15 protein-coding genes are annotated in these 18,577 nt (G+C 61.6%); 9 read left to right on the forward strand and 6 right to left on the reverse strand.

Features of this window, described 5'->3' with window-relative positions:
* The first annotated feature begins 2 nt into the window (after window positions 1–2).
* Window positions 3–833 (forward strand): class I SAM-dependent methyltransferase, encoded by an 831-nt coding sequence (locus J2S32_RS01025; protein ID WP_253515232.1) that lies wholly within the window; start codon window positions 3–5, stop codon window positions 831–833.
* A 72-nt stretch (window positions 834–905) separates the two neighbouring features.
* Window positions 906–3,563 carry an alanine--tRNA ligase gene (alaS, locus tag J2S32_RS01030; RefSeq protein ID WP_253515233.1) on the forward strand — a complete coding sequence of 886 codons (2,658 nt, stop codon included), beginning with the start codon at window positions 906–908 and terminating at the stop codon, window positions 3,561–3,563.
* 5 nt (window positions 3,564–3,568) lie between these two features.
* Here alaS and J2S32_RS01035 read toward each other — a convergent pair whose 3' ends face one another.
* From J2S32_RS01035 to J2S32_RS01055, 5 genes are all read right to left on the reverse strand, one after another.
* Complete coding sequence (locus tag J2S32_RS01035) at window positions 3,569–3,757, reverse strand: hypothetical protein (protein WP_253515234.1); 189 nt, start codon at window positions 3,755–3,757, stop codon at window positions 3,569–3,571.
* Window positions 3,758–3,800: 43 nt separating this feature from the next.
* A complete protein-coding gene (locus J2S32_RS01040; RefSeq protein WP_253515235.1) occupies window positions 3,801–4,322 on the reverse strand; it encodes a hypothetical protein in 522 nt (173 codons plus the stop codon).
* A complete protein-coding gene (locus J2S32_RS01045; protein ID WP_253515236.1) occupies window positions 4,323–6,083 on the reverse strand; it encodes a cation:proton antiporter domain-containing protein in 1,761 nt (586 codons plus the stop codon). It lies immediately after the preceding gene.
* 49 nt (window positions 6,084–6,132) lie between these two features.
* Window positions 6,133–7,788 (reverse strand): bifunctional GNAT family N-acetyltransferase/carbon-nitrogen hydrolase family protein, encoded by a 1,656-nt coding sequence (locus J2S32_RS01050; protein ID WP_253515237.1) that lies wholly within the window; start codon window positions 7,786–7,788, stop codon window positions 6,133–6,135.
* A 109-nt stretch (window positions 7,789–7,897) separates the two neighbouring features.
* Window positions 7,898–9,118 (reverse strand): NADP-dependent isocitrate dehydrogenase, encoded by a 1,221-nt coding sequence (locus J2S32_RS01055; protein ID WP_253515238.1) that lies wholly within the window; start codon window positions 9,116–9,118, stop codon window positions 7,898–7,900.
* Between the two features lie 234 nt (window positions 9,119–9,352).
* On the opposite strand from J2S32_RS01055, the gene J2S32_RS01060 reads away from it, so the two are divergent.
* The 7 genes from J2S32_RS01060 (at window position 9,353) to J2S32_RS01090 (ending at window position 16,769) form a co-directional block, all read left to right on the forward strand.
* On the forward strand, window positions 9,353–10,765 hold the full coding sequence (locus J2S32_RS01060) for an exopolysaccharide biosynthesis polyprenyl glycosylphosphotransferase (protein WP_253515242.1): 1,413 nt from the start codon (window positions 9,353–9,355) through the stop codon (window positions 10,763–10,765).
* Window positions 10,766–10,930: 165 nt separating this feature from the next.
* Complete coding sequence (locus tag J2S32_RS01065) at window positions 10,931–11,170, forward strand: hypothetical protein (RefSeq protein WP_253515243.1); 240 nt, start codon at window positions 10,931–10,933, stop codon at window positions 11,168–11,170.
* Window positions 11,171–11,723: 553 nt separating this feature from the next.
* Entirely contained in the window at window positions 11,724–12,551 is an 828-nt protein-coding gene (locus J2S32_RS01070; protein WP_253515245.1) for a glycosyltransferase family 2 protein, read from the forward strand.
* 7 nt (window positions 12,552–12,558) lie between these two features.
* A complete protein-coding gene (locus J2S32_RS01075; RefSeq protein ID WP_253515246.1) occupies window positions 12,559–13,473 on the forward strand; it encodes a sulfotransferase in 915 nt (304 codons plus the stop codon).
* Complete coding sequence (locus J2S32_RS01080; RefSeq protein WP_253515247.1) at window positions 13,473–14,816, forward strand: lipopolysaccharide biosynthesis protein; 1,344 nt, start codon at window positions 13,473–13,475, stop codon at window positions 14,814–14,816. The genes J2S32_RS01075 and J2S32_RS01080 overlap by 1 nt, the downstream gene beginning before the upstream one ends.
* Window positions 14,813–15,799, forward strand: a complete 987-nt coding sequence (locus J2S32_RS01085; protein WP_253515249.1) for a sulfotransferase family protein — start codon at window positions 14,813–14,815, stop codon at window positions 15,797–15,799. Before J2S32_RS01080 ends, J2S32_RS01085 begins: the two co-directional genes overlap by 4 nt.
* Window positions 15,792–16,769, forward strand: coding sequence for a sulfotransferase (locus tag J2S32_RS01090; RefSeq protein ID WP_253515251.1), 978 nt, complete (start codon window positions 15,792–15,794; stop codon window positions 16,767–16,769). Before J2S32_RS01085 ends, J2S32_RS01090 begins: the two co-directional genes overlap by 8 nt.
* Before the next feature lie 78 nt (window positions 16,770–16,847).
* On the opposite strand, the gene J2S32_RS01095 is transcribed toward J2S32_RS01090, so the two are convergent.
* Window positions 16,848–18,566 (reverse strand): right-handed parallel beta-helix repeat-containing protein, encoded by a 1,719-nt coding sequence (locus tag J2S32_RS01095; protein ID WP_253515254.1) that lies wholly within the window; start codon window positions 18,564–18,566, stop codon window positions 16,848–16,850.
* Window positions 18,567–18,577 lie beyond the last annotated feature (11 nt).

The raw sequence follows: 18,577 nt of genomic DNA on the forward strand, positions 1-18,577 counted from the left end.
CGATGACCGATCAATCCGAATGGACCGGCAAGGTCGGCAATGCCTGGGCGGACGAATGGAAGCGGACCGACCGCAGCTTCGGCCCGGTGACCGACCGGCTGCTCGAAGTCGCACAGGCGAAGGGTTTCGCACAGGCTCTGGATGTCGGCTGCGGCGCAGGCGAAGTGTCGCTCGCGCTCGCGGCGGGCGATCCTACGGCGAGGGTGATCGGAGTCGATATCAGCGCGGACCTGCTCGAGGTGGCCCGCCAACGCGGGGCGGGACAGCAGAACCTGCGCTTCGAGCTTGGCGATGCGGCCCGGTGGACGCCAGGCGCTGGCGAGCAGGCCGACCTCGTAATCTCGCGTCACGGGGTGATGTTTTTTGGCGACCCCATTGCCGCCTTCGCGCATATCGCGGATCAGGCGGCGCCGAGTGCGCGGCTCGTCTTTTCCTGCTTCCGCGAGCGTACCGAAAACCCCTGGGTGCGCGAAATCGCCGCGGTCCTCCCGCCAAGCGATGAGCCTGCGCCCGATCCCGATGCCCCCGGGCCCTTTGCTTTCGGGCGTCGGGCCCGCGTCGAGGATATTCTTAGGAAAGCCGGTTGGCAGGGCATCGCCTTTGAACCGATCGATTACCGAATGATTGGCGGCGAAGGCGAGCAGGCGATCGAGGATGCGCTGTCCTATTTCCTGCGGATCGGCCCAGCGGCGCGTGCCATCGGGGCGCTGGGGGAGGCCGAACGCGACGCCGCCATGGCCCGCCTTCGCGCCATGCTCGAACGGCACTGTGTCGATGCCCAGGTTGCACTCCCGGCCGCTGGCTGGATCGTGACGGCCCGCGTACCCGATTGATCGCTGGTCCTGCACAGTCTGGCCGGGCATTCGCGCTTGTCGCCCGCGCGCCGATTGCCTAACTGCCCGGTCATGACTTCGACCAACGACATCCGCCGCAGTTTCCTCGACTATTTCGCACGCCACGAGCATGCCGAAGTCGCCAGTGCGCCGCTCGTCCCCTTCAGCGATCCCACGCTGATGTTCGTCAACGCCGGCATGGTGCCGTTCAAGAACTCGTTCACCGGGCTCGAAACCCCTCCCGCGCCGCGCGCCACCAGCGCGCAGAAATGCGTGCGCGCCGGGGGCAAGCATAACGATCTCGACAATGTCGGCTACACCGCGCGGCACCACACTTTCTTCGAGATGCTCGGCAATTTCAGCTTCGGCGACTATTTCAAGGAGCAGGCGATCCTGCATGCCTGGACGCTGCTGACCGAGGAATGGGGTCTCGACAAGGACCGGCTGCTGGTTACCGTCTACCATACCGATGACGAGGCCTTCGACCTGTGGAAGAAGCTGACCGGCTTCGCCGACGAGCGCATCATCCGTATCCCGACCAAGGACAATTTCTGGGCGATGGGCTCGGATGGTCCCTGCGGGCCGTGTTCGGAGATCTTCTACGATCACGGCGACCATATCTGGGGTGGCCCTCCGGGATCACCCGAGGAGGACGGCGACCGCTTCGTCGAGATCTGGAACCTCGTGTTCATGCAGTTCACGCAGGAAAACGACCAGATCGTCGGCGACCTGCCTAAGCCGAGCATCGATACGGGCATGGGGATCGAACGCGTCGCCGCGGTGATGCAGGGGGTGCACGACAATTACGACACCGACACTTTCAGGAACCTGATCGCGGCGAGCGAGGGGCTGACCGGAGTGAAGGCCGAAGGCGACAGCACCGCCAGCCACCGGGTCATCGCCGACCATTTGCGCTCGACCAGCTTCCTGATGGCCGATGGCGTCCTGCCTTCGAACGAGGGCCGCGGCTATGTCCTGCGGCGGATCATGCGCCGTGCCATGCGCCATGCACACCTGCTCGGCGCGAGCGAACCGCTGATGCACCGTCTCGTGCCCGCTCTGGTCACCGAGATGGGCCAGGCCTATCCCGAACTGCAACGCGGGCAGGCGCTGATCGAAGAGGTGCTCGAACGCGAGGAAACGCAGTTCCGCCGCACGCTCGACAAGGGTCTCAAGCTGCTCGACGAGGCAACCGGCACGATGGGCGAGGGCGGGACGCTGGACGGGCAGACCGCGTTCAAGCTCTACGACACCTATGGCTTCCCCTACGATCTGACCGAGGATGCGCTGCGCAGCCGCGGCATCACCGTCGACAAGGGCGGATTCGATGCGGCGATGGAGCAGCAGAAGGCGGCGGCCCGTGCGGCATGGAAGGGTTCGGGCCAGTCGGCCAGCGAAGAGGTCTGGTTCGATATCGCCGATGCGCAGGGATCGACCGAGTTCACCGGCTACAATTCGACCACCGGCGAGGCTGAGGTGGTTGCGGTCGTCAAGGACGGCGCGCAGGTCCAGTCGGCCAAGGCCGGTGACGAAGTGGTGGTTCTGACCAACCAGACGCCGTTCTATGGCGAAAGCGGCGGCCAGACCGGGGATGCGGGGCGGATATGGACGCCCGAAGGCTTCGAATTCGCAGTCGAGACCACCAACAAGCCGCTGGGCCGGCTGCACACGCATGTCGGCAGGATTGCCGGCGGTTCGGTCAAGGTCGGCGACGCGGTTCACCTGGAAGTCGATGCCGAACGGCGCGACCGGATCCGGGCGAACCATTCCGCGACGCACCTCGTCCATGCCGCACTGCGCAATCGCCTCGGCGATCATGTCACGCAGAAGGGTTCGCTGGTTTCCGAAGACCGCTTCCGCTTCGACTTCTCGCATCCCAAGCCGCTCAGCGATGACGATATCGCGGCGATCGAGGCCGAGGTGAACGAGGAAATCCGCGCCAACGAACAGGTTGGCACACGGCTCATGACACCCGACGATGCGGTGGCTGCGGGCGCGCTGGCGCTGTTCGGCGAGAAGTACGGCGACGAAGTGCGTGTCCTCTCGATGGGCCGCACGGTCGGCGAAGGGCGCAATTATTCGGTCGAACTTTGCGGAGGCACGCATGTGAAGGCGACCGGCGATATCGGCCTGTTCAAGATCGTTTCCGAAAGCGCGGTCAGTTCGGGTGTCCGGCGGATCGAGGCGTTGACCGGCGAAGCGGCGCGCAAATGGCTTGTCGCGCGCGATGAGGCGGTGCGGCTTATCGCGGGCGCGCTCAAGACTTCGCCCGACGAGGCGCCGGCGCGGGTCACGGCACTGGTCGAGGAACGCAAACGGCTCGAGAAGGAACTTGCCGAAGCCAAGCGCGCGCTTGCGCTCGGTGGTGGCGGCGCGAGCGAATCCGGACCCGCCGACGAAGATGTCGGGGGTGTCACATTCTCGGGCCAGGTGGTTGAGGGACTCAATCCGAAGGACCTGCGTCCGCTGCTCGATGAAGCCAAGGGCCGGATCGGTTCGGGCATTGCCGCGATCTGTGCGGTCAATGACGGCAAGGGCGCCTTCGCGGTGGCCGTCACCGACGATCTGACCGAACGCTTCAGTGCAGTCGATCTGGTGCGTGCCGGGGTCGAGGCGCTGGGCGGGAAGGGTGGCGGCGGCCGCCCGGACATGGCCCAGGGGGGCGGTCCGGACGGTGCCAAGGCCGACGAAGCGATTGCCGCGGTGCGCGGCAAACTTTCCGCCGGATAGGTTGGTTAGCTACGGTTGCGCGATTTGCGGCCGACTTCGGACTGGCTGCCGCGCGGCAGGTCCTGACCGCCGGTATCGGATGGCTTGTTGGCATTCGCGCTAGGCGGTTCGACAGTGCTGACCGGGTCCTGCACGTTCTGCGGCTTGAACTTTTCGCTGTTCGGCGTCGGTTTGGTCGGGTCGGGGTTGCTCATGTCTTTCTCCTTCCCCCGACCAACGGTCGGAGAGCGTAGAAGTTCACCTTTCCCGTAGTTTGTCCGGATCGATCGAGCCGTAGACGCGCCTAGTGGCGGCTTGCGCCTTCGCGATACGGGCCGAATCGCGCAGCGTTTCGCGCGAGGAAGCCACTGCCCTCAACTCGCTATCCAGCGCTTCCAGCCGGGCGGTGGTTTCCGCCCCGGGCTCAGTGGCAAGAGCGCGTGCAACGAGGAAGGCAAGGTCGCTGACCGGTCGCATGGCCAGAAAGCTCTCGACCATCGGACCCAGCAATTCGGGCTGTTCGCGCCAGTCGCGGCCTTCGAACAGCGTCTGGACGACATGCTGGCCCGCGCCGAAACATTCGAAGCGGATGCAGCCGGCAAAGCCTTGTTCGGCGCGGTCCGTATAGATCGTGCAACGCGCGTCGCCGCCGAGCTTGGGGCAGGGCTGGCCGGCCTCCTTTGCCGCGGCGAAACCCGGCATGTCCTGCGAAGGATAGGCGATGCAGCACAGCGCCGCGCAGCGCGCGCAATCCGAACGCGTTTCCAGCGGGGCCGCCATCTAGACTTCCGCGGTGCTGGTCCGCAGTTTCGGCTTGTAGGTCAGCGCGCCTTCCTGCTCGATCTGGCCGCGGAATTCGTCGCGTTTCTCGTGAATGGAGGCGATCACCGGCCCCATTGCCACGCCGATATCCACCAGCACCGCCTCGGACAATTGCAGCGAGCTTTCGAGCGTTTCGGGGACCGCGTGGCTTGCGCCCGCGCGGTAAAGCTCGGCGGCGTGCCGGACGTCGCGCGCGCGGCATACGATCAGCAGGTCGGGGTGCTCCTTGCGCAGCTTGGATACCAAGCGCTGCACCAATACCGGCTCATCCATGGTCAGCACCACGGCGAGCGCGTTCTCGATTCCCAGCCGGTCCATCGAATCGCCGCGCGCGGCATCGCCGAATGTGGCGCGGAAGCCATCGCGCTTTGCACTTTCGATCAGGTCGGGATCCGCATCGAGCGCAATATAGGGCTTGTCATGCGCGGTGAGCATCTGCGCCACTAGTCGCCCGACGCGGCCGGCGCCGACAATGATCACGCGTGGTTCGTCGGCGGTATCCTCGGGCAGTTCGGGGACCGGTTCGACCCGCCGCGCGATGACGCGGCCGAGACGCGCGAGCAGCGGGGTGACCGTCAAGCCGATCGCAGTGACGATCTGCCAGAATTGCGCGGTGCCCGGCTGAATCAGCAGCGCGGCACTGGCCGCCGCAAGGATGATCAGTGTCGTTTCGGACGGGCTGGCCATCAGGATGCCGGTTTCCGCAGCCGTGCTGCGCCGTGCCCCCATCAGTCGCAGCAGGACGCCGGTAACCAGCGCCTTGAACGGCAGGATCAGCAGGACCGCGGTAAAGATCAGCGCGAAGTTTTCCCAGATCGTCTGCAGGTCGATGCTCATGCCCACGGTGATCAGGAAGATCCCCAGTGCGAGACCCTTGAACGGCTCCATGATGGCTTCGACTTCGCCGTGATATTCGGTCTCCGCGATCAGCAACCCGGCGATCAGCGCGCCGACGATTGGCGAGAGGCCGACCGCGGCGGTGGCGAGGCTGGCGCCGATGACCACCAGCAGCGAGGCCGCAAGAAACAGTTCGGGGCTCTTGGTGCGCGCGGCCTGGCCGAACAGCCGGGGCAGGGCGAAGCGGCCGAGAATCATCATCGCCGCGATCACCAGCCCGCCCTGCCACAGCGTGGTCAGCATGCCTTCCCAGCCTTCGCCGGCGGCATTGGGGGCCATCGCGCCGAGGACGAAGATGATTGGCACGATCATGATGTCTTCGAACAACAGCATCGACAGCGCCGCGCGCCCGACCGGCGAATGCGTGCCGGCAATCGGCAGGACGATGGCGGTGGACGAGAAGGCGAGCGCGAAGCCGAGCGCGAGCGCGCCGGTCCAGTATTGCCCCATCATCGACAGCGCCATAGCCAGCGAGCTGCCGATAACCAGCAGCTCCATTGCGCCCAGCCCGAAGACCAGTTTACGCATTTGCCACAAGCGGTTGAAGCTGAGTTCCAGACCGATCGTGAAGAGTAGCAGGATAATCCCGAATTCGGCGAAGGGCTCGAGCGCCTCGGGATCGGAGATGGTAATGTGGTTGAGCCAAGGGTGCTCGAACACGAGCCGCCCGAGCCCGAAGGGGCCGACCGCAACCCCGATCAGGATGAACCCAATGATCGGGGTCACGCGAAACCGCGTGAACACGGGGATGACCAGCCCGGCCGCGCCGAGGATCACCAGCGCGTCGGATACTGCCGGACTTGCGAATTCAGCCGATGCCATGCGACCTTCCGTAACCGCGCCGGGTCAGGCTGTCACGACGCGATCCGCGCTAACCCCCACCCGGATGCGCAGGGCCGAGGGGTTCACGGCGCGGGCGCGGCTTGCCCGGATGCTTTCCGTCTTCGTCCCACTCGATGCGGTAGAGGTCGAAACGCCGGTCGGCGAGGTTGCGCACTGTCCCTTCGGCGCGCGCCCAGCTGAGGTCGGCAAGATTGATGTCGCTGATCGTCAGTGTCTCGACATTTTCGCTCGCTTCGGCGGCAATCCCGTCGCGGGCGAAGGGGAAATCGCAAGGCGTCAGGATACAGCTCTGCGCATACTGGATATCCATGTTCGCGACATTGGGCAGATTGCCGACATTGCCGCTGAGCACGACGAAGCACTGGTTCTCGATCGCGCGCGCCTGACCGCAATAGCGTACGCGCAGATAGCCCTGGCGGCTGTCGGTGCAGAACGGCACGAAGATGATCCGCGCGCCTTCGTCGGCGAGGCGCCGCGACAGCTCGGGGAACTCGCTGTCGTAGCAGATCTGCACCCCGATCGGACCGCAGTCGGTCTGGATCACCTCGACCTTGTCGCCGCCCTTGATGTTCCACCAATAGCGCTCGTTCGGCGTGGGGTGGATCTTCTCCTGCGCATGCACTGCGCCGTCGCGCAGGCAGACATAGGCGACATTGTGGATGTCGCCATCCTCCATCCGCGTCGGATGCGAACCGGCGATGATGTTGATGTTGTAGCGCATCGCCATCTCGGAAATGTCGCGGCGCAGACGCGGGGTGTATTCGGACAGGCGCTCGATCGCCTCGACGGGGGAGAGTTCCTTCTCCTCGAAGCTCAACAGCATAAGCGTGAACAGTTCGGGAAAGACGATGAAGTCCGCCTCGTAATCGCTTGCGACATCGACGAAATATTTAATGGCGCGCATGAATTCGTCGTAATCCGCGACCGCGCGCGCCTGGAGCTGGCAGGTCGCGACGCGCACCGCCTCGACCCCGCGTGGCAGCCGCTTCTTCACCGGCTGGTCGCGCTCGACATAAGGGTTGCGCCAGACCATCATCACCGCATTGGCCATCGAGGCTTTGTCTTCGGGCAGATAGCCTTGCATGATCCGTTCGGGTTCGAAGCCGTTGGCCAGCTGGAAGCGCAGCACCGGATCGTGCAGTTTCCCCTCGACCACCTTGGCGAGATAGTCCTGCGGATTTTCGACCTTGCGGCGGAAGCGGCGGTAATTGGGCATCCGCCCGGCAAAGACGATACCCGTCAGGTCCATTTCCTCGGCCAGCGCGCGTCGTTCTTCATACAGGCGCCGCCCGATGCGCACGCCGCGCACCTTGGGATCGACGCACATCTCGTAGCCATAGAGCCAGTCGCCGGTCGGATCGTGACGGCTACCATATCCATTGCCGGTGATCTCGTCCCAGTCGTGCGGCTGGAAGGCGAGCGCTTCGGCAAGCTGCATGGTCGCGCAATAGCCGACGACCTCGTCATCGAGCAGCGCGACGAAGCAGCCTTCGCGGAAATTGTTGATCTGCCCGCGGATTTCGCCGTGCGTGTAGGCGGGCATATCCTCGTAAACCCGCCGCACCAGGTGCGCGATGCCCGGAATGTCCTTGATCATCGCATTGCGCACTTCGAGCCGGCGCTGGCCGAACTTCTCGGGGCCTTTGCGTTTCACGGTGCGCTTCTTGTTTGCCGGTGCGGCCATGTAATCCCTGTCTGTTCTGGTGACCCCTTACGACAAGACCGGAACCGGCGCGTGCCGGTCCCGGTCTCGTGCGTCACTGCCTAGGCAATGACGAAGTCGGCGGTTGGTTTCAGGCCCAGGCCTGCATTTCCGTTTCGAGGTTGTCGACGATCGCCTCGAAGAACTGCTCGGTGGTCATCCAGCTCTGGTCGGGGCCGATGAGCAGCGCGAGGTCCTTGGTCATCTTGCCACTTTCGACGGTCTGGATGCAAACCCGCTCGAGCGTTTCGCCGAACTTGACCACGTCGGGCGTGTTGTCGAAGCGCCCGCGATAGATCAGGCCGCGCGTCCAGGCGAAGATGCTGGCGATCGGGTTGGTCGAGGTCGCCTTGCCTTCCTGGTGCTGGCGATAGTGGCGGGTGACCGTCCCATGCGCAGCTTCGGCTTCGACGGTCTTGCCGTCGGGCGTCATCAGCACGCTGGTCATCAGGCCGAGCGAGCCGAAGCCCTGCGCCACCACGTCCGACTGAACGTCGCCGTCGTAGTTCTTGCAGGCCCAGACGAACTTGCCGCTCCACTTGAGCGCGGATGCGACCATGTCGTCGATCAAGCGGTGTTCGTAGATGATGTTCGCTTCAGCGAATTTGTCCTTGAATTCGCTCTCAAACACTTCCTCGAACAGGTCCTTGAAACGACCGTCATACTTCTTGAGGATGGTGTTCTTGGTCGACAGATACACCGGCCAGCCACGGTCGAGGCCGTAGTTCATGCAGGCACGCGCGAAGTCGCGGATGCTGTCGTCGAGATTGTACATCGCCATGGCGACGCCCGAGCTCTGGAATTCGTAGACATCGAGATCGATGTTCTCGCCATTCTCGCCTTCGAAGACGAGGCGCAGCTTGCCGGGGCCGGGGATCAACGTGTCCTTGGCGCGGTACTGGTCACCGAAAGCGTGACGGCCGACGACGATGGGATCGGTCCAGCCCGGGACGAGGCGCGGAACGTTGTCGATCACGATCGGCTCGCGGAAGACGACGCCGCCAAGGATGTTGCGGATCGTGCCATTGGGGCTGACCCACATCTTCTTGAGGCCGAATTCCTCGACGCGGGCTTCATCGGGGGTGATGGTGGCGCATTTCACGCCCACGCCATATTGCTTGATCGCATTGGCCGCGTCGATCGTGATCTGGTCTTCCGTCTCGTCGCGCTTTTCGATCGAAAGATCGTAATATTTCAGATCGACGTCGAGATAGGGCAGGATCAGCCGCTCGCGGATCCATTCCCAGATGATCTTCGTCATTTCGTCGCCGTCGAGCTCGACGATCGGGTTCGCAACCTTGATCTTCGCCATGGGGTTCCTGTTCGTTCGAATGAGAGTTGCGCGCGCCATAGCAGAGCGCGGGCCGAGGGCAAGGGAGCGGTCACGTTGGAAGCGGAGGGCCACGTGGCGCATGGGCTGTCAGCCCGATTGCCGTAGCGGTCCCACAATGGCGCAAATAGACAATACGGATTGCCACGGAGAGTTAACGGAGACTATGATCCGGTTAACCCGCGCATCTTGCATGAAGCACAAGAACAACGTCGCATGGTCATCCATACCCCCCGGGAAGAGAAGGGCGGAGCGAAGAACGTGTATCTTGAGAATGTCTCCCACGCGGTTCGCCGCCCGGCGATGGAAGGTCGCCGTATTCAGCTGTATCTGCTGATGCTGCTGGTCGATGCCCTGATCCTGCTTGGCAGTTTCGTGGCCGCCGGAGGCTTTTATCGCAATCAGTGGCCGCATGAACTCGCCATTGCGATGGGCTGGGCTTTCCTGCCGATCTTCCTGGTCATTGCAGTGCATCAACGGTGTTATTCGATCCGCGCGCTCGACGAAGCGCGCTACGCGATCGGACAGGTTGGCCTCGCACTGGTGGTGTCAGCCATGTTGTGTACGGTGATGATCTTCTACGCCAAGGCTGCGACCGAATTCTCGCGCGTCATGCTCTCGCTCGCGCTGGTTCTCGCCTTTGCCGGCATGGCCTTGTTCCGGATCGGCATGCATTTCAGCCTGCGCCAGGCCTACGGTCCGAGCGTGAGTTCGGTACTGGTGGTCATGGATGGCGGGCCAAAGGTGACCATTCGTGGTGCGCAGGTCGTTCATGCCGAGGATTTCGACATCTCCGGCGCGCATGCTTCACCCGACAGTCTCGATCGCATTGGCCGGATGATGCGCGGCATGGATCGTGTCGTCGTCAGTTGCGCGGCCGACCAGCGCCCGAAATGGGCGAGCGTCATGCGCGGGGCGGGCGTGCGCGGTGAGGTTATCTCCACCGCCTTGCAGGAACTTGGCGCAATCGCGCTGGAGCGCGAGGGCGGCCAGTCCTTCCTGGTTGTCTCGACCGGTCCCCTGGCGCTTCATGCCCGCATCTTCAAGCGGGTCATGGATCTGGCGATCACCGTGCCGGCGTTGATCCTGCTCAGTCCGCTGATGGCGCTGGTAGCTGTGCTGATCAAGCTTGAGGACGGGGGGCCGATCTTCTTCGTCCAGCAGCGCATGGGCGCGCATAATTGCCTGTTCGACATGCTCAAGTTTCGCTCGATGCGCGTAGAAAAGGGCGACTGCAAGGGCGCGCGCTCGACCTCGCGCGAAGACGATCGTGTGACGCGGATCGGGGCCATCATTCGCAAGACGTCGATCGACGAACTGCCGCAGCTCATCAATGTCCTGCGTTCGGAAATGAGCGTGGTCGGGCCGCGTCCGCATGCATTGGGGTCGCAGGCGGGCAAAAAGCTCTTCTGGGAAGTCGATACCGATTATTGGCAGCGGCACGCGCTCAAGCCGGGTCTTACCGGCCTGGCCCAGGTTCGCGGGCACCGCGGCGCGACCGAAACCGAAGGTCATCTAAAGGACCGGCTCCAGGCGGATCTGGAGTACATTCGCAACTGGTCGGTCTTGCGTGACATCAAAATCATATTCGCGACGGCCCGGGTCCTGGTGCACCCGAATGCATATTGACCTGTCCTTGAGCCGACGTAAGGTGCTTTGAGAATAGAATGGGTCGGAGCTGACTGCGTTGTAAAAATGCGACGTAACAATGAATTATCCGGTTGCGCGGTATTCGAATCGCTGCTAGCGAAAAATCGAATTCTCGCGTAAGAATAAAACTTAAGGAGACTAAATATGAAGACCAGCCGCCTTCTCGCCGGCCTCGCAGCCGCAACCATGGCCGTCGGTTCGGTATCCGCTGCTGCAGCTGACGCTGCCGTTGCAACCGACCTTTCGCGCTCGACCGCCGAAGCTGGTGAAACCAGTGAACTCGGTGGCGCAGGCCTGATCATCGCGATCCTTGCTGGTATCGCTGTGGTTGCCGGCGTGATCGTCGCTGCCAGCGACGACGATGACGAAGCTGTTAGCCCGTAAGCTTCTAGCGAATTTCAAAGATGAGGCCGCTACCGTTTTCCGGTGGCGGCCTTTTCTGCATCTGGGGCTGAGAGCTTGGCTAAAAGATCAGTTTGGTCGGGCACAATCCGTGCGGAATTGACTGTCAACTGAAGTCGAACCAGTCTGCGGGGGTTCCTCTGGTTTCTCTAGCTGGAGCCGGTTTGTGATACCGCTCCGCTGCCGGACATGGCGCAATTCGCAAGCGATCAATGCAGGATTGGTCGGCCTTGGGCGGCAACCGTTGAGCTTGGCGGTTAACCCAGCAGAGTGTCCGCAGCGGGCGCATACTTTTCATGCGAAGCTTTGACGTCTTGTCAAAAAGTGGTTGGGTGCGGCCTTTCCTAAAAGGGCGGGCCACAGTTCGCTGTTGCCGCTTGTCCCGCGTCCTTACCTTAGACTGGGTCTAACGGTCAGATATGGTCTTGGAACATTCATTCCAACGCGCTAGCAGCCTTGGTTAACCGCACACTCGGGCGGGCCAAGGCGGTGGGCTCAACCTGGCCCAAGATCACTCTTCGAGACCAAGGTAGGCTTGAACTTGCCCATGCGAGAATCTCCACAAGTGCAAGACGGGCAGTTCCCCAGTGAACCCTTGGTTTCCGTGGTGGTGCCGATGCATAACTCGGCGGCGCATATCGTCGAAACCATCCGGTCGGTGCTGGATCAAACCCATGCCAATCTGGAGGTCATCGCTGTCGACGATGCTTCGTCCGACGCCACTGTCGCGATCGTCGAGGGGATGGCGGATCGCCGCATCAAGATAGTGCGGATGGAAACGAATGGCGGAGCGGGACGTGCGCGGAATGCGGGGATCGATGCCGCGTCCGGCGATTATCTCGCGCTACTCGATTCAGATGACCGCTGGTATCCGGACAAGCTTGAGCAACAGCTGCGCTTCATGGACCGGACCGGCTCGGCTGTGTGCTATACGCGTTACGATCTGATCGATGCAGAAAGCGAACAGATCGGTCGGAGTGGGCGGCTTGCCGCAAGCGTTACCTACGAACAGCTATTGCGGCACTGCATAATTCGCACTTCGAGCCTGCTGGTCGATCGGCGGGCGCTAGCTCAACCGGTTCACTTTCCCGAAATCCGCAAGCGGCAGGATTTCGTTTTCTTCCTGCGTTTGCTCAAACAGGTGCCCAAAGCCGATTTGCTCGACGAAGTCACATGCAGCTATCGCCTCCATAGCGGCACGGTCTCTTCGAATAAAATTCGCGTTATACCGTTCCAGTGGAACGTCTATCGTACGCAAGAGCAGCTTCCGCTGGGCAAGTCGATCAGCCTGATGATCGGTTGGTTTTTCAACGCTGGATTCGTCAACGCGCGGCGTTTTGCGCAATGGGTGGAAAGCAAGTAGCCCTCCAATGAGCGAGACGCCTCGACATATTGCGGTCGTTGCATTGCGCCGTTCCGGTACTACCGCATTGTGGAACCTGTTCCGGCAAGATGCGCGCTACACGTGCTATGACGAACCGTTCAGCCATTTGCTGCATGACCTTCCGGCCGACAACGTCAAACGCACCCGAGCGGAATTCATTGCATTGTACAATCGGGATCCCGATCGCTTTCGGTCTCTTTACGCGCCGATACCGAGAGGCGAGGAGACCGTTCGCGGCCTATCGGAAAAGCAGGTCGAGTATCTCGAGTACTTTCTCGAAGACGGACCCACGGCGTTCGATGTGACGCGCTGCATGGGCAAAATCCCTGCGATTCACGCGATCATTCCCGACGCCGTACTGGTTCATCTCTACCGCCATCCTGTCGCATTTGCGAGTTCCCATCTGCTCCCCTCCGACCGGTTCGATCCCCTGGGTCTGCGCAAGCGCCGCAACCGCTCTACAGCTTTGACGCGGCCCGGCCGGTTCAACGGCTGGGGGATGGAAGAGCTCCTTCGCACCAAATGGATCGATACGACGAACACGCTCTTTGCTGAGGTGGGGGTGCAACTTCCTCCCAAGAGCGCAAGGGTTCCTGCGGCGCAGCGCCTTCTCGGGGGTTGGCTGGGGGCATATCGACTGGCGGAGCGCGAGGGGCGCGCCCTTTATGGAAGCCGCTTTGTCTCGCTGTCTTTCGAGGATGTCTGCCGTGATGCCGCTCGCAACGTCGCGACGATACGAAGCTTGGCGGGCGCCCCGGGCGAGGCGCTTGATGTCAGTAAGATCCGTCCCGCTTCCGTTGGAATATCGCCGACCGACCCTCGGTGGATCGCGATGGCCCGCGCTGCAGGATTCACCGCCGAAGAGCGCGAGCAGTTTTTCGGCGCCGGCGTCGACAATTGATGGCGGCTAACAGCAACCGACGATTGGCGGGGCGCGGAGCCATTTCAATCGCTATCCGGTTTCTCTCCGCAGGGCTCGGCTTTGCGCTGGTCTTCGCCATGGCCCGCTGGATGCCGACCGATGAGTTCGGCCATTTCGGCTATGCCTTCTCGCTTGCCACGGCATTGTCGGTCATGCTCGATTTCGGACAATGCAGGCTCATCCTGAGGTCCTTGTCGACATATAGCGAACGCGGCCGGACGGACTTGATGAGCGCAGTGCTGCGTTTCTCGCTGATGGTTTCGGTTGTCGGGATCCTGGCGAGCGTTCTCGTTATTCTTCTGTGGTCCTCACTTTCCCATGCCCACCCGTCGATCATACCCGCTGCGGCGCTAACCGCCGGCATGATACTGGCTGACTTCCAGGCAAATCTGCTGCGGGGTCTCGGCAATCTGGTTAGGTCGCTGGTACCGAAAGAGATTGTCTGGAGACCGCTCGCGATGAGCCTGATGGCGTTGGCGGGCGGCGGCTTGACCATCGCTACCGATGCGACCACCGCGTTATGGTTTCTCGCGATAACCCTTTTGGTGCTTAACGCATTGCAGTTGCTGTTCATCGTCCGACCTCGCTGGCGACGCGCTCTTGCGCAGATCGCCGCAGCGGAGCGGGCCGACACCACACCCGACGAAACGCTGGATGCTGCAAAGTCCATGTGGCGCAAAAGCTCGGTCCGCCTTTGGCTCGCCACGGCCATGAACGCGTCCATCACACCTCTCAGCGTGGTAGTGGTTGGGCAGTTCATTCCTCCGGCGGAAACAGGTGCGTTCTTCGCAGCGGTCCGCGTTGCAACCATCATTGCTTTCCCATTGCAGGGGCTCAACCTGCTGACCGCACCGATGCTTGCGCGTAACTACGCGGCGAACAATCTTGCGCAACTCCAGCGCGTTGCCAGTTTTACTGCAATCGCTTCGACAGCGATGGCATTGCTGGGTGCCGTCATCCTGGGCTTTTTCGGAGCGCAACTGCTTGATTTGCTCAACCCCAGCTTCTCGACCTCGGCAACTGCGCTATTGGTGATTATGGCCGGGTTCGTCATTGCAGCGATTTGTGGATCGAGTGGGCAATTGATGAATATGACCGGCCATGACCGCGAGTTTCTCAAAATATTGGCAACCTTCAATATCGTCGGCTTCGCGGTCTTGTTGCTCCTCACCAGGGAATTTGGTGCCATCGGCGCGGCATGGGGACTGCTCGTCGTCAAGGCCGGATGGAATATTGCCGTCGTCATCTGGGCTCGCCGCAACCTTGGTATCGACCCCTCGATCCTGGGCCCGATTTTCGTTCCAAAGGCAGTCGTGAAATGATGTCTCCGACGTTCTTTATTGTTGGTGCCCAGAAGGCCGGGACCACGAGCTTGCACGCGATGCTTGCGCGGCACGAGCAGGTCTTCATGTCGGATCCGAAGGAACCCGGATATTTCATTCGGGGCTTCGACGATCCAGAGCGATGGCAAACGCTTTATCGGCCCGACAAGCACGGTCGCATTCAGCCGCTGTCCGAAGTCGATCTGGGCGTGTTCAACGCGGATGACTATGCTGCGCTGTTTTCCAGTGCGGAAGCGCAACGGGCGCAGCAACGCGGAGAAGCCTCGACACCCTATCTGCCGTCGCCGCACGCAGCAGATCGCATCAAGGCTACGGTACCCGGCGCGAAGATCATCATTGCTTTGCGTGATCCCGTCCCGCGTGCTTACTCGGCCTGGGGTTACAATTCATCGCGCGGGCGGGAATCGGCGGCCAGTTTCGAGCAGGCCATCGCTGAGGAACTGGCAGGTAAGCGCGACCATTTCATTTATGGATGGCGTTATCTCTATTCGGGTCTTTTCTCTCGGCATGTCGAGCGATACCTCGACCGCTTCGGGCGGGAGAACGTCCTACTCCTGAGCTTCGACAAGCTGAAGGAAGATGGGCAGGGCGTTTTCGATACGATGTGCGATTTTCTCGAGGTTTCCCGGCAGACCGTGAATGCCGGACGGCAGGAGAACGTAACGGTGCGCCATGCCAATCCCGTGATCGAGGGAATTCGCAATTCCTTCAATCGTCCGGGAGCCATCAAATCGCTGATCAAGCCTTTCCTGCCACGCGGACTTCGCACCAAAGTGCGGAGAGGGGTGACGACTTCCCTTGACCGTTATGGTGAACGTCCGAAGCCGATGACACAGTCCGTCCGACAGGAGCTGTCCCAATATTATGCCGGGGATCTCGCGAAGCTTGCCGAGATGGTGGACTTCGATATCTCGCACTGGGGCAAGGCGCAAAGTGGGCCAGGGGGTGCAACGCATGGCTGATGGTGTCACGCCGATCTACATTGCCGGACGCGCCCATTCCGGTTCGACGATCCTGACCGTAATTCTCAATGGCCACCCCCAGATACAGGGGTGCGGCGAGGTCCTTGATGCGCTTGCGCGTGGCCCCCATGAGGAATGCTCGTGTGGCGCGAAAATTCGCGAGTGCCCGCAATGGTCGCAGGTGTTCGGCGCATACCGCGTTCGCACCGGTCGCGACCTGGAAGAAGACATTCCCAAGCTTTATGAATTGACGGATATCCGCCAGTTCGGCTCTGCATTGCGTAGCAAGCCGGAGGTGCCGGACGACAAATGGTCATTCTATGCGCAGGCAACGCGCGACCTGAACGACACGATTGCCGACGTTTTCGATGTGCCGGCCTTCGTCGACAGCCACAAGGAATATACCCGCGGCCTGATGATGTTGCGCTCGGATCCCTCGGCGAAAGTCATTCATATCTACCGCGAGCCGGACATCACCATCACGTCGCATTACTATCGTCTGGGTGCTGGCAGCCCGGTTAAATTCATGAAGCGGCTCTATCGACCCGGTCTGATGACGTTTCCGTTTCTGATGGTCATCGCATTGGGCTGGTCGGTAGGAATGATCGCCGCGATCTTGACTGCCCGGGCCTATCCGGACCGGGTGCTCCATCTGTCGCATGACGATTTCTCTGCAAATCCCGTGCGCGAGCTCGAGCGCATCGGCGCCTTTCTGGACATCGACCTTTCCGTCCTCGTCGACACGATCAGGAACGGCCGGTACTTTGCGATCGAGCACGTGATAGGCGGCAACGAATTCAAACACGAAGGCCGTATCACCTTCGATCCGCGTACCAAGGGGCGTCGCAAGGCCCCGTGGTATTACCGCGCGGCAGCCTGGCTGTTCGCCTGGCCCGGCGCATTGGCGCGGCGGTTCTTCATTCCCGCACCTGACTATGCCCTCTCCGATAAACGGGCTGATCCCTCCTAAGCCGACCGGGTAACGCTCCTCCGCTGTAGGCTGGAGCCATGATCTGTCTCGGCGGGTCTGTCTGTTGGAGCAGCAGGATCACAAACCCGGAGCATCGACCATCCGCCCGATGGTGTGGCTCGCCTTGATCGCCGCTGTATCGATTTTACGGGCTCTTCTCTCGACATAGCTAAGGGTTTCGAGACTGGCGCCGTTAAGTGTGATGTTGTTGAAATCGGCACCAACCAGACCGCCGAAACGCATCAGATACGGCGCTTTCCGGGTCTCCTCGTTCCACGTCCAATCGATATTGTGCATCACGATGTCGCTGACGTTGAAGGGCGTGTTCCACAAGGTCGCGCCGGCAGGCATGTCTCGTGCCATCAGTCCATCGAGCTGGATTGCGCTAGCGCTCTTTTGTGTCCCGAACACGGTAAATGAGGCGGCGGGAGACCCGGTATGCGTTATCTTGAGCCCTCGTATAGTGGCGGCTCGCTTGCCGGCCAGTTTGAATACCTTTGCTTGGACATCCTCATTACCCAGCTTTTCCAATGCGCCGGAAATGACAAGGTTGGTAACCTCCGTAGGTTCGGGCAAGTCGGCGCGTAGCCAGACGATGCTGTCCGTGACGCGACCGGGGATCGGATTTGCCGACAGGTCTCGAACAACACAATTGCGCAACGAACCACCGCTGATCACGACCATTGCCCCGTGGGCATAGCCCGAAAGAGTAACGTTTTCGACGAGTAGGTCGGGGTTGCGATCTGCGTAGATGAGATGGTCGACATCGCTATTGGCCAAACGACAGTCCCGAATGGTGACCCCGGGCGCGCGGTTGGCGACGATCGCGCTTCGAACCGTGTCGTGAATGTACACGCGCTCGATCATGGTCGCACGCGGTGCCTGGTAGGCGCCGTCATTGTCTCCTTGTCCGATGTTTATGCCGCCCTGACGCATCAGCTGGCGGCGAAAAGACTTTGGGCCTTCCGCAACCGAGGATTCGTCTGCAAAATAGTTGCGGTACCGGGTCTTGTGATCGAAATGCTCCTGAGCGGATCCGTCATACTCGAAATCAGCGAAAGCAGCGGTTTCGATCCCCGATTTGGTCGAAAGACCGCGGAAAGAGTCTTCGGCCGGTGAGCTGGGATTCGGCCTGTTGAGCAGCTCGATGAAACTCTGGTCGTAGGGAACGGTCTTCAGCCCCGACCGTGTGCCTTCACCAAAGGGGGCAAGGCCGCGGAGACGCTGATTGTCTCCGACCCAATTGGCCGTGTGCAGATAGAATCCGTCGAGCACAGCATCGCGCGCACCGCTATCCAGCATCGACTGCAAAGCCAGCGTGTTGTCATGTTCGGGGCCGGTCTGAGCACCGAACCAGCTGGCATAGGCTATGCCAGGCAGGCGGAAATTACCTCCGGTTTCCCAGAGAGTTTGTTGCCGTTTTGCGCTATCCATCTGTTGGACGCCGCGAACCCATCGGACATTCGTCAAATCGAAGATATGCTGCCCCGGCGGCGCATCGATATCCTGATCGAAGTCGATTATCACCCCGTCATCGGGGCGCAGGATCCCGCCCGCGAACCGCACCTTGGCCGCTACGCGGATCGATCGCGATACGGCCCACAGACCGCTGGTGATGGTCACGATCGTATCGGCTGGAGCCGTCGCAAGCTCATCGGTCAGATCACCGGCAGTCTGCCCGCCGATGCCCAGCTTACCCAGGAAGAGTGTTCCGGAGGTCACCGCCAGTGCGGCCAGCGAACCGGTTAGAACTTCGCGACGACCAAATCCGGTTCTGATGGCTGCTTCACCAAGCATGCAGTTGGGTT

The organism is Qipengyuania citrea, from assembly GCF_024171405.1.
Lineage (GTDB): Bacteria > Pseudomonadota > Alphaproteobacteria > Sphingomonadales > Sphingomonadaceae > Qipengyuania > Qipengyuania profunda.